The organism is Clostridium algifaecis (assembly GCF_017874415.1).
Classification (GTDB): Bacteria; Bacillota; Clostridia; order Clostridiales; family Clostridiaceae; genus Clostridium_B; species Clostridium_B algifaecis.
Genome location: NZ_JAGGLM010000002.1, coordinates 141,228 through 153,166, shown reverse-complemented (window position 1 = coordinate 153,166; position 11,939 = coordinate 141,228). Strand labels below are relative to the sequence as shown.

The 11,939-nt window shown below is 29.9% G+C and carries 10 protein-coding genes and 1 pseudogene; 5 read left to right on the top strand and 6 right to left on the bottom strand.

From position 1 onward, the window contains the following. Positions 1-73 precede the first annotated feature (73 nt). From J2Z42_RS03340 to J2Z42_RS03325, 4 genes are all read right to left on the bottom strand, one after another. Entirely contained in the window at positions 74-1,831 is a 1,758-nt protein-coding gene (locus tag J2Z42_RS03340) for an ATP-binding protein (protein ID WP_209700950.1), read from the bottom strand. A 79-nt stretch (positions 1,832-1,910) separates the two neighbouring features. Next, positions 1,911-3,257, bottom strand: coding sequence for an FIST signal transduction protein (locus tag J2Z42_RS03335; protein ID WP_209700949.1), 1,347 nt, complete (start codon positions 3,255-3,257; stop codon positions 1,911-1,913). Positions 3,258-3,557: 300 nt separating this feature from the next. Further along, entirely contained in the window at positions 3,558-3,965 is a 408-nt protein-coding gene (locus J2Z42_RS03330) for a YjdF family protein (protein WP_209700948.1), read from the bottom strand. A gap of 305 nt (positions 3,966-4,270) precedes the next feature. Further along, on the bottom strand, positions 4,271-5,158 hold the full coding sequence (locus J2Z42_RS03325) for a LysR family transcriptional regulator (protein ID WP_209700947.1): 888 nt from the start codon (positions 5,156-5,158) through the stop codon (positions 4,271-4,273). Positions 5,159-5,283: 125 nt separating this feature from the next. Between J2Z42_RS03325 and J2Z42_RS03320 the strand changes: the two genes are divergently transcribed. The 5 genes and pseudogenes from J2Z42_RS03320 to J2Z42_RS14620 all read left to right on the top strand — a co-directional run bounded on the left by J2Z42_RS03320 (position 5,284) and on the right by J2Z42_RS14620 (position 10,167). Beyond that, positions 5,284-6,189, top strand: coding sequence for an NAD(P)-dependent oxidoreductase (locus tag J2Z42_RS03320; RefSeq protein WP_209700946.1), 906 nt, complete (start codon positions 5,284-5,286; stop codon positions 6,187-6,189). Between the two features lie 21 nt (positions 6,190-6,210). Then, positions 6,211-7,152 carry an AEC family transporter gene (locus tag J2Z42_RS03315; RefSeq protein WP_209700945.1) on the top strand — a complete coding sequence of 314 codons (942 nt, stop codon included), beginning with the start codon at positions 6,211-6,213 and terminating at the stop codon, positions 7,150-7,152. 32 nt (positions 7,153-7,184) lie between these two features. Then, positions 7,185-7,829, top strand: coding sequence for a lactate utilization protein (locus J2Z42_RS03310; RefSeq protein ID WP_209700944.1), 645 nt, complete (start codon positions 7,185-7,187; stop codon positions 7,827-7,829). A gap of 131 nt (positions 7,830-7,960) precedes the next feature. Beyond that, a pseudogene (locus tag J2Z42_RS03305) lies at positions 7,961-9,284 on the top strand (NAD(P)/FAD-dependent oxidoreductase). A gap of 232 nt (positions 9,285-9,516) precedes the next feature. Continuing rightward, positions 9,517-10,167, top strand: a complete 651-nt coding sequence (locus J2Z42_RS14620; RefSeq protein ID WP_209700943.1) for a collagen-like domain-containing protein — start codon at positions 9,517-9,519, stop codon at positions 10,165-10,167. Positions 10,168-10,365: 198 nt separating this feature from the next. Here the strand turns inward: J2Z42_RS14620 and J2Z42_RS03290 are convergent, their stop codons facing one another. Both J2Z42_RS03290 and J2Z42_RS03285 read right to left on the bottom strand, forming a co-directional pair. Then, on the bottom strand, positions 10,366-10,878 hold the full coding sequence (locus J2Z42_RS03290) for a GNAT family N-acetyltransferase (RefSeq protein ID WP_209700942.1): 513 nt from the start codon (positions 10,876-10,878) through the stop codon (positions 10,366-10,368). A 508-nt stretch (positions 10,879-11,386) separates the two neighbouring features. Beyond that, the gene (locus J2Z42_RS03285) at positions 11,387-11,917 is read right to left on the bottom strand and encodes a CDP-alcohol phosphatidyltransferase family protein (RefSeq protein ID WP_245331467.1); all 531 of its coding nucleotides are present in this window, start codon (positions 11,915-11,917) and stop codon (positions 11,387-11,389) included. Positions 11,918-11,939 lie beyond the last annotated feature (22 nt).

The following is an 11,939-nucleotide window of genomic DNA, read 5'->3' as shown; positions in this document are numbered from 1 at the left end:
TTAGTAATTTCAAATATAACTGGATTGATGATAGATTATTATTTTATATAAATCTATTATCAGTCCATTATTTTTAATTGTATATATCGGAGAATTCCAATTTAATTTTTTCAATACGGTTTTCATCTATTGTATTATCACATGATTTATCATTAGAAGTTTCACTATCTACTAGTTTACATGGAATATGTACAATAAATTCAGTTCCATAACCTTCTTTGCTTTTTACTGATATATCTCCACCATGTAGTTCTACTAATGCCTTTACCAGTGAAAGTCCTATTCCACTCCCTTCATGCTCTCTTGTAAGAGATTTATCAACCTGCATAAAGCGTTCAAATATAAAATTCAATTTTTCTTTAGGAATGCCTTTTCCAGTATCTTTTACCTTTATACAAATATTTTCAACGCCATCTTCCACATTAACCATAATATTGCCTCCACAAGGAGTAAACTTTATTGCATTTGATAATAAATTCAAAATAATTCGTTCTATTTTTCCTGGATCACAAGCAATAATTTTTTCCTCCACATCTGTATCAAATACTACAGATAAGCCTTTGTTTTCTATATAATCAGCTACAGAAAGAGTTATATCCTCTATGAGACTTACTATATTATTATTAGTTTCATTTATGGAAAAATATCCAGAATCTATCTTTGTTATATCAATCAAATTATTAACCAACCTCAAAAGGCGATAACAATTTTGCTTCATTATATTCGTATATTTATATTTGTCTATAGAAGCATCCTTCCAAATACAATCTTTTAGTTTGATATTATGCACCTGTATAGCAGAAAAAATAACATTAATTGGAGTTCTTAATTCATGAGAAATGTTAGCAAAAAAATCCGTTCTAATTCTATCATACTCTTTAATCTCATTTAATTTAACCTTTTCTTCTTCAATACGCTTTTTTAATTCATCAATACGCTTTTTTTCAGTTATGTCCATAGCCACTTTAACTAGCATATTACGTCCATCATCTAATCTTCCAATACATGCTGAATAAAAGTTCCAAATTCTTATACCTTCATTTTTCGTTTTCACAGAATATTCCCCGTTATTTTGCTTTTCATCCAAACTAAATGTACTAAATTCAACATTTTGTAAATTCTCTTTAAATATATCAGATACCTTCGCCCACTCAGATGTTGTTGGAATATCTTTAATCGTATATCCTGTGATATCAGCCCATGCACTATTGACCTTTATCACTTCACCATCATCAGCATATAACATTATAGGTACTGGTGCTTCCTGTACAGAATAGCGGAATTTTTTCTCACTTTCCCTCAGAGCTTCTTCAGTTTTTGTACGTTCAGTAATTTCTTTATCTAATACAACATTAAATTCCCTAAGTTCTTGAGTTATTTCTTCCAGCTGCTTATTTCTTTCCTCAACCTGTTTTTGCATATCATTATTCATTTTCATCAATTTTTCCATTTTAAGACTCATAAATCGTAATTGTAGATGAGTTTTAATACGAGCTAAAACTTCTTTACAATTAAATGGCATAGTTATATAATCCACAGCTTTAGAAGTAAATACCTTATTCTTGTCAATAGTTTCATTTTCACTGATAATAAAAATAATTGGAATTTCCCTTAGATTCTCATAATCTTTTAAAATTTCACAAGCTTTATATCCATCCATATTGCATATATTAGTTTTAAGTAAGATTATATCAGGTGGATTTTCCAATGCAGATTTCAGCCCTGCTTCATAACTTAGAGAACTTCTTACCTTATATCCATTTGGTTTAAGGATACTAATCAACGTTTCCGTATTATAATAAGAATCATCAGTAATAAGTACACTATCCATGATTTATTTCCCCATTTCACAAGATTTTATTCAAGATTTCATCTATACTTTCTTTTAATAATTATGTAAATATTTTCTTTTATATGTTTGTTTTTGATCTAAAGGCCAGCATAGTAGCTGTTTGACTTACATGACCTATAAATTCTTCACCATAACAAGAAAAACCAATGGTAGGAATATCACTAAACAGTTCGCCATATTCTTTTTCAAGATTTTTTTTCTCCAATTGAAGTGTACGCTCTATACAATTAAAATTTATAATTCCATCAATTTTTCCAAATTCATCAACTTCATCTTTAATTGCTTTTTTAGTATCCTCAATAATATTGGTAGATTGAAGCAATCTAACTTCCATCCCCTTTAGTATATTGCAATAAAATAGTATGCTTGTACCCTTTACTTGCTGTGGGCTCCTTACAAATATATTATTTTTTCCTATTAATAAACCTACAGGATTGGTCATAAAATGTCTTTTTGCATCTTCAATTGAGTCTGCTCCTACAGCATCTGCATATGCCAAAATAGCTGGTCTGTTATTAAATTCAATAACTTCTCTATTTTCTTCATTTACCTCATTTGCAGTCAATACAGTATCTAAGCACTTAAAACTTTGAGTCTTAATAATGCTGAATTCAGTATTATCATTTATCTTAAGCATTATAAGAACTGCTGAATCAGTATATGCTTTTCCATTTGCACAAACATATGTCTTTAAAAATCTACAATCATCTCCAGCAGAGCCGCCAACAAAGAAAACATTAGTTCTATTGCCAATTAAGTCCATAATTTTTTCTTCTTTCTTGCTCACACCATCTATTAGAATTATACCTACAAATTTTGTTGTATTCATCATATATGAACTCTCGTTAAAGTATTCTTCAAAAGAAGTAAATGCTGCCTCCACGTTTAAATTTTTTTTCATATTTTCAATTACTTCCACTTTTACATCAGAAACAATATTTGAATTTAAGGCCATTGCTACAACAGAGTTTTTTAATAATTTACCACTTACTATTTCACCAGAAGTAGAACATCCAACTACTATACAATCCTTAAAAGCTTCTTTCATTAAATTACTAAGGTTATATTGGTCAAAATTAGAAGAAGCAAAATATATTATTATCTTAGCGTTATAAACATTTAACTTACTTTTAATATCTGCTGCAACTTCTTTTTCTGAAAATTCAGTTGAAAATGCATATTTTATATTGATTCCATCATATTTTGAATTTTTTGAATCCATTTGTTTAGAAATTTTAAAAAGTTTTTCTATAATTACAGGGTCATCCTCAGAGTAACTATCAAATTTATTTGGATTAATACCTTTTAAAATAAATTTAGCTTTAGTCATTTCTGCAATAGCCGGATTGCCCTTAGACCTACGTTTAATAATATCATCGATAATTTTTTTTATTTTGCCAGCCAAGAATACCCACCCCTTTACACATTTACAAAGCTTAATACTGGATTTAAAATTAATTTGGCTTATATCTAATTATCTCAATCGAGTGAGTCCTTTTTTATATGCTATATGGAAATTTTAATATTTAATTCTATATATTTAAAAGGCTTACTTATAAATTCAATTTATACTTAAATATAAAATTATTATACCATAAGTTTCCTATAATTTACTTAATTTTCATTAAATTTATTTATTTACTTTATATTTTTGTTAATATACGAAAAGTACTTAAGGATTCCTCCACTAAGTACTTTTTATTTATTAATGTCCTCTTTTCTTCTGTTTTTTCTTTTCCTGTCTTTTTTGATATTCCAATTTTTCTATTTCTTCCCGTTTTTCTTTATATATTACCCTTCTTTCAATCTTTCTATTTTCATAATCAAGTTTCATTGCTTGCTGAGATTTTGTACCAATTCCTTTTTTCTGTAGCGTTCTTCGAATTTTTCTCTGCATTTTCTTAGGGTTTAATTTCAATTCAAGCTTTTCATCAACCAATAATGGTTTACTGAATTCAAGTTTATAATAATTTTTTAAAACGAACTCATATATTTCATAATCCTTGGGTTCTTTCCCAAAAACCACTTTGCATATTTCAAGCTTGCCATTACAAATTTTTTCGAAAACTCCCTTCCAAAATGGATCTTCAAAAAAAACCGTCAATTTAATCATTTTTCTCCTCCTGTTTATACACAAAGCTTATATAGAGAATGGACAACCCCAGGAGGGTAGGTTACTTACGTATAAAACGCATCCGGACTACCAACCGAATAGTGTTTTTATCTCAAAGCTTATTTATTTTACTATTATTATATCATTAGTATTAGCAATTTTTACTGCTTTTTAATTTAATGATAATAATTGTTGCCTTTAAAACTTAAATTTTATCTTTCTATTTATTAATTTGAATGTTTTAAAACAACACCGTGATGTTTTCTTATAAATCTTCATCATATATTTCTCAGGTATTGCTATAGTTAAAGGTAAGAATTAACACCCTCTATGTTTTTTACTTTTTTATCAAGTAATTGCAACAAAAATTTTATTAATTTCTTTGGTTGTTTCCCTAAAATATAATAAATAATTCTATCTGGAGGTCCATCTTCTATTTTGCAAACTTCAATGTCAACTGTCTTTGCAATTTTTAATGCTACTGATACAGGTACTACTGCCCAGTTTTTCTCAATATCTAAAAAATATTCCATCATGGACATTTGATCAAGTGTTACTCTCGGTTTTGCAAAAGTATTAAACCAATAATCATGCCATATATCAAATTGTGGACTCCAGGGTATCTTGATTTCATGAGCTACATCCAGTCTGGATGGATGTATTTTAGCTGAAATTGACACATTCTTTCCCGCAACAAAAACCATGGGTTCACGAAATGCAGGAATTGTTTCAACATTTTTGGAATACATGGCATCGGAAATAAAAGCAATATCTGCCAGCCCACTTTCAATGAAGCTATATGCTTCATAAGAATGATGATTTTGGATAGATAGACTTAAATCCTGGCTTTTATTTAAAAATTTTTGAAATACTTCTGGGAAAATATAAGTGAGCAGGCTTCCTATAGCAGATATGTTCAGATTCAGATTACCATCCAGTTTTGAAATCCTACCTGTCTCGCCCCACAGCATTTTCCATTTATGTGCAACGGCAACAAAAGCTTTTCCTTTCTCTGTAAGTTTTATTGATCGGATTCCCTTTCCACGTTCCATAAGACTGTATCCAAGTTCTTTTTCAAGTGCTGCAATCCGTCTACTTAATGCAGGCTGTGTAACATATAGTTGTTCAGCTGCAGCAGTAATACTTCCAATCTTTACAACCATAAGAAATGCATCTATTTCCAAAATCGTCATATATTCATCTCCTATAAATATGCATTATAGTTTATATATTAGATGAATTAAAAGCATTTTACAAGTATTTTTATGTGAGATAAAATAGCACTATATTAAAATATAATTTAAAGAGGAAGATTTTTATGAAAGTATACTTAAGTGAAAATATCGCAAAATCTGCCTACAACAGATTAGCTGAAAGAGCAGAAATTGTTACGAATTTTAAACATCCTGAGAAATTGGATGCAATAATGGTAAGACGTGTACATGTTACAAGAGAAATCATTGAAAAAGCAGTAAATCTAAAAGTAATTTCCATGCACGGTATTGGTCGTGATACCATCGACGTTGAAGCTGCAAGAGAACATGGAATACCAGTACCAAATGTGCCAAATCAAAGTATGGAATCTGTTGCAGAACTGGCTGTTGCACAGATAATGATTCTAAGCCGAAACATAAAAAAAGCAAATATTGGAATATGTCAAAATCGCTATAATTCTCATGGCCCAATAGAGCTAATTGGAAATGATATATATGGGAAAACATTGGGAATGGTTGGCATTGGAAAAATATCTTTGCGTATTGCTGAAATGATGGGTGCTGCATTCCATGTAAATTTAACAGGTTATGATCCATTTGTATCAAAGGATGAAGCATCTTCTCTTGGAATTAAAAAAATTAATACCATTCAGAAATTATTTTCAAATTCAGATTATGTAAATATCAGTGTTCCACTGACGGATTCAACTAAAAATTTAATTGGTAAAAATGCATTAGATGCAGCAAACCCTAACCTTATACTGGTTAATACCTCAAGAGGCGGAATTGTAGATGAAAAAGCTCTATATGATGCTTTAATCAATGGTAAAATAAAGGCTGCTGCTTCAGATGTTTTCTTATCTGAACCACCGAAAAAAGACAACCCCCTCGTATTACTTGAAAATTTTGTTGCTACACCACATATAGGTGGCAATACTAAAGAATGCCTGGAACGAGTTGGCAACACTGCCGTAGATAATCTTTTTACTGTAATTGATGCAGAAAAATAAGTTGTAAGGAGCTTTACTATAATGAAATTATTTTTACAGATGTTGAATTTACAACTTTCCATGTTGATTTTGATTATTATTGGAATTATTTCAAGAAGGCATAGAGTCATAAATGTAAGTGCTCAAAAAGGTCTATCCAATTTATTAATTTATTTGATATTGCCATGTAATATAATTGTTTCATTTCAAGGAAAACTAACACCTGATTTAATTAAAAATTCACTTACAGCTTTTTGTATTTCCATCGTTGTTCAGATTATTTCTATATTTTTAGGAAAGTTACTTTTTAGACGTTTTTCAGACAAGATGCAGCCTGTTATGAATTATGGACTTATATGTTCCAATTCCAGTTTTATTGGATTACCTGTTGTAAATAATATTTTTAATTCTACTGGTGTACTTTATGCCTCCATTTTTCAAATACCTATCAGAATTACAATGTGGACATCTGGATTAACTCAATTTACAGGTAGAAAAGTGGACGAAAATGGCAAAGAACAACTTGCTTTTACAAAACAGACAATTAAAAATTTAATTTTTCACCCGTGTATTATTGCGGTATTTCTGGGCCTTCTCATTATGGCTTTTAGTATAAAACTACCTGATTCTATAAATCGCAGTATTACTTTCATGAGTCAGTGCACAATTCCAATATCAATGATAATAATAGGTTGTATTTTATCAGCATGTAAAATAAGTCAGATTTTTGACAAAGCAACATTTTATTTTACATTTATTCGCTTGATTGCTTTTCCTTTACTTGTTTTTGTTTTATTAAAATTATTAAAGATAGACCCTCTTATTATAGGAATCTCAACTTTATTGACTGGAATGCCCGCAGGTACTACAACTGCAATACTTGCTGATAAATATGAATGTGATGCTGCTTTTGCTTCAGCCATTATATTTATATCCACTATATTTTCCATTGTTACCGTACCAATTTTATGTGCATTATTTTAATAATAAATTATTATAGAAAAGAGGTATATTATATGTCAAACAAAAAAGAATATTATAAAAAACTCGCAAATACAATTATCAACAATCTTTCACATAGAGGGATGGAAGGTTTTTGGACCAGTACAAAAGAAGAAGCTTTAGAAAAAGCCATATCATTTTTATCTCATAAAGATAAAATAGCTTGGGGAGATTCTCAGACTTTAAGAGAAATTGGTTTTTTTGATGCAGTAAAGTCGGATAAATATTCATACACTGATGTAGAAGATTTATTTAATGAAAAACTATTAGATAAAGGAGATGAAACCTATAGTAAAATAGTAACAAGTGACTACTATTTTTTAAGTTCTAATGCTATCACAATAAATGGTGAACTTGTAAATATTGATGGTAGTGGTAACCGTTTAGCTGCAATGATGTACGGACCCAAACATGTCGTTGTAGTTGTAGGAATGAACAAAGTATGCTCTGATATAGAAAGTGCTTATAAGAGAATTAAGTTAATAGCGTGTCCACAAAATACCATCAGATTTAATTACAAAACTCCGTGCTCTATTACGGGAAAATGTGCTGACTGTGTAGGAACTAACTGTATATGTACATATACAGTTATTACGCGTATTGGAAGGTTTCCAGGGCGAATCAAGGTAATTCTTGTTGGAGAAGAATTGGGATATTAAAATTTTAAGTAAAAATTATTTGTATAGTATACAAATAAATAGTAATATTTATAATCCAAATTAGTCTATTTTATACTAAAAATCCGTGTATATTACAAAAAAAGTGGAATACTAAGCATGAGGTGATTTACATGGAAAGTGTATGGAATTCTGAGGCTAATTTTAGAAGAAGAGAATCCTTAAATAAGGATATACAATGTGATATTATTATAACTAGGAGCTGGAATGGCTGGTCTTCTAACAGCATATATGCTTAATAAGGTCGGAAGAGACGTTGTTGTTATTGATTCCAAAAGTATTGCGGGCGGAGTTACAAAAACACAACTGCAAAGATAACATGCCAACATGACTTAATTTAATAAAAGAATTTGGTGAAGAAGGAGCAAGGCAATATGCTAAGGCTAATGGACTTGCAATACAAAAATATAAGGAAATAATTAATAAAGAAAACATTGATTGTAATTTTGAATACAAAGATGCATATGTGTATTCTTTAGATAATACTCAAAGTCTTGAAAATGAATATAATGCAGCTAAGAAATTAGGAATCGATGCAGAATTAGCAGATAAAGTAAATTTTCCCTTTAAGATTAAAAAAGCGTTAAAGTTTAAAAATCAAGCACAGTTTAATCCACTTAAATTTTTAAGAGCAATTTCAGAAAAATTGACTATTTATGAAAATACAACAGCACTTGATATTACTGAAGAAAATTCTGTAGTTACAAAAGATGGGATAGAAATTAAAGCAAATAAAATAGTAGTAGCAAAACATTATCCATTTTTAAATACTCCAGGCTATTACTTTATGAAAATGCATCAAGAAAGATCTTACGTTATAGCTTTAGAAAATGCTCAAGATGTAAATGGAATGTATATAGGCGTTGATAAAAACTCCTATTCATTTAGAAATTATAAAAATTTATTATTACTTGGAGGCATAGCTCAAAGAACTGGTGAAAACGAAGAAGGTGGAGCTTATAATAAATTAAGAAAAGTAGCCAAAGAGTTTTATCCAAATTCCGTAGAAAAATATCATTGGTCAGCACAAGATTGTATGACTTTAGATAGTATACCTTACATAGGTCATTACTCATCAAAAACTCCTAATATTTATGTTGAGACAGGATTTAAAAAATGGAGAATGACAAGTTCAATGGCAGCTGCAATGATAATAAGTGATATGATTCTTGAAAATGAAAATGAATTTTCAGAAATATTTTCACCTGGAAGATTTAATATATCCACAGCTATCAAAATGCTGCTAATGATCTTATAATAACAGCAAACAACTTTATTGCACAAAGGATTGATATTCCAGACGAAAATCTTGAATATATTCAAAAAGGCCATGGCGAGGATGAATTAACTTGAGATTGTCCTTGCCACGGTTCACGGTATGATTATAAAGGGAATTGGATACAAAGCCCTACAAATAAGTCTCTTCCTACAATATAATTTTATAAATAATTTATAATGTCCACTTTTTATATAAACATATCAGAACTGATACAAATAAATGTGCCTGATTCTTATTTTTCTAGAATTTTGTCGCAATATTAATAAATCAGCATATTATGTATTAAGGAGGAAATCCTTAAATTAAGTAATCCTTATTTCTACTAATTTTTAATTTGATATGACTTTAGATATGTTATCTAAATTATTATAAAAAGGAGGAAATAAATATATGGCAAAGCATAGAAGATTGGGGCACTCAAAAAGTAGCCGTGAATTTATTGATAAAAATGGAAGTGAAGATGTTGAGATACAGGAAATGAAATTTGATGAGACAAATAAAAACAATATGGAGAGTTCTGAATGCCCTGATAAATCAAAAGATGGTTGTTATCATAAGTGTATAACAGTTTGTGGTAAGGAAGGTCCAAAAGGCGATCCTGGCTGCACTGGACCTAAAGGAGATAAAGGAGATCCTGGGTGCACTGGACCTAAAGGAGATAAAGGAGATCCCGGTTGCACTGGACTTAAAGGAGATAAGGGAGATCCCGGTTGCACTGGACCTAAAGGAGATAAAGGAGATCCCGGTTGCACTGGACTTAAAGGAGATAAGGGAGATCCCGGTTGCACTGGAGATAGAGGTCCAAAAGGAGATTCTGGTTGTCCTGGACCTAGAGGACACCATGGAGATACAGGCTGTCCTGGACCTAGAGGTCCAAAAGGAGACCCTGGTTGTCCTGGACCTAGAGGTCCAAAAGGAGACCCTGGATTGGATGAAATGGAATTAAAGAAGATAAAGGAGATTTTGGCCGTCTTAGACCTAAAGAAAATAAAGCAGATTCAGGATGAAATAGAGCTAAAGGAGAACCACCTGGGTCAGTAAGCCACTGTTATTGTGAAGCTAGAGGCCTGGTTATTAGATTTTTATAATAAATATAACTATATTCAATTAATAATATAGGCATTCCTTTTAGGAATGCCTGAATAGTAACAAAAATTTATATCAACAACATTGATTACATTAATCTAATCTCAAAATCTTATAATGCTGATACTAAAAAAGTATACTTCATTTATTGAGTTATCCTTCTAAAGGCATTTTAGGTCCTGCTAAATTCAATTGATAAAAAGCAAGGTCTAGCCATTTACCAAATTTAAATCCTGCTTTTGTTACTGTACCTGAATACTTAAATCCTATTTTCTCATGCATTTTTATACTAATTTCATTTGATGCGTCAATTCCAGCAACAATCGTTGCATATTCTCTTTCATTAGCAATTTTTATTATCTCTTTCATTAATTTTGTTGCAATCCCTTGATTTCTATAATCCTTATGAACATATATGGAATGTTCTATTGTATATTTATATGCTGGCCAGTTCCTAAAAGGTCCAAATGTAGCAAATCCAACAACTGTATTATTTTTTTCAAATACTAACAATGGATATCCATCTCGTTTCTTTTCTTTATACCATTGTTTTTTCTCCTCAAGAGTCTGAATTTTATAAGCATAGATCGCTGTTGTGCTCAATATAGCATCGTTATAAATTTCTAAAATGCCCTTTAAATCTTTTTCACTTGCTTCTCTTATCATTTTTTACTCCTTTTACAATTACAATAAATTTGTTTTTCTATATATTATATTAAAAACTACTAATACAAACAGTAAAATTGATTTTATTAATCACCAGCTATAGAATAACGTTATAGCAAAGCACTTTATATGACTTAACCTAGGTGTCAGCAAATCTGATGAATTATTTTTTAGTATTAACTATTTCCTCGCTTTGCCGGAAATGTGCTCAATATTAATTTTTATTACTTTAGTTGCTTTACTTGCATTTTTAATATATTCCTTTCCTTTTTCAATATAATCTGTCGAATATTTATTTAATATTTCTAAAAGAACTGTATTTTTTTCATCATCAAAAACTTCAACCACAGTTCCAAATACAATTACACTTTTTATTTATATGATATATCATATTATTCAATTTTCAAAGAACATTTTTTTCTGGCTAATTCACAACATAAGAAAGTTATGTAAGAGATTGCTTTCCTAATATATTCAACAAATTGGAATTTGTAAATTACGTGCATTTTCATAATGAAAATATGGACTTAATATCTCTACATAACTTTTTAGAAACAGTATTAATAATTAATTCTTCCATCGCCGAAATGCTTGCAATAAAGCAAACTAAAATAGTTGTTGTGTATAATCCTAATCCAATATACATAAATGGGAAGCAAAACAAAACTATCCCCGTTAACTTATTAGCATAAGTGTGTAAAAATGTAAGCTGTTTATAACGTATAAAGCCAACACTCAACGATGTCAAGCGAATAATTAAAATAATGATTACCCAATGCGTACCAAATAAAGGGAATTTAAAATTAAGCATAAATATGAACACCAAAACTATAACCATAAAAAAGTCTGCAATACTATCAAGAATCTGCCCATTTTTACTTGCTAAATTCATCTTTCGTGCAATCATTCCATCTAAAATATCACTGATACCACATATAGAATATATGATAAAGAATGGTTCCGAAAATGGTTTTATAAACACCAAAACCGTTGTTCCTAATATTCTTGTTATTGTAATTAAGTTTGCAATATTCCTCATTTGTACCACCATCACTCTAATA

What these genes read in the sequence shown, in the direction of transcription:
- J2Z42_RS03340 (WP_209700950.1), bottom strand. Translation starts at nt 1,831, where the DNA reads ATGGATAGTGTACTTATTACTGATGATTCTTATTATAATACGGAAACG.
- J2Z42_RS03330 (WP_209700948.1), bottom strand. Translation starts at nt 3,965, where the DNA reads ATGATTAAATTGACGGTTTTTTTTGAAGATCCATTTTGGAAGGGAGTT.
- J2Z42_RS03325 (WP_209700947.1), bottom strand. Translation starts at nt 5,158, where the DNA reads ATGACGATTTTGGAAATAGATGCATTTCTTATGGTTGTAAAGATTGGA.
- J2Z42_RS03320 (WP_209700946.1), top strand. Translation starts at nt 5,284, where the DNA reads ATGAAAGTATACTTAAGTGAAAATATCGCAAAATCTGCCTACAACAGA.
- J2Z42_RS03315 (WP_209700945.1), top strand. Translation starts at nt 6,211, where the DNA reads ATGAAATTATTTTTACAGATGTTGAATTTACAACTTTCCATGTTGATT.
- J2Z42_RS03310 (WP_209700944.1), top strand. Translation starts at nt 7,185, where the DNA reads ATGTCAAACAAAAAAGAATATTATAAAAAACTCGCAAATACAATTATC.
- J2Z42_RS14620 (WP_209700943.1), top strand. Translation starts at nt 9,517, where the DNA reads ATGGCAAAGCATAGAAGATTGGGGCACTCAAAAAGTAGCCGTGAATTT.
- J2Z42_RS03290 (WP_209700942.1), bottom strand. Translation starts at nt 10,878, where the DNA reads ATGATAAGAGAAGCAAGTGAAAAAGATTTAAAGGGCATTTTAGAAATT.
- J2Z42_RS03285 (WP_245331467.1), bottom strand. Translation starts at nt 11,917, where the DNA reads ATGAGGAATATTGCAAACTTAATTACAATAACAAGAATATTAGGAACA.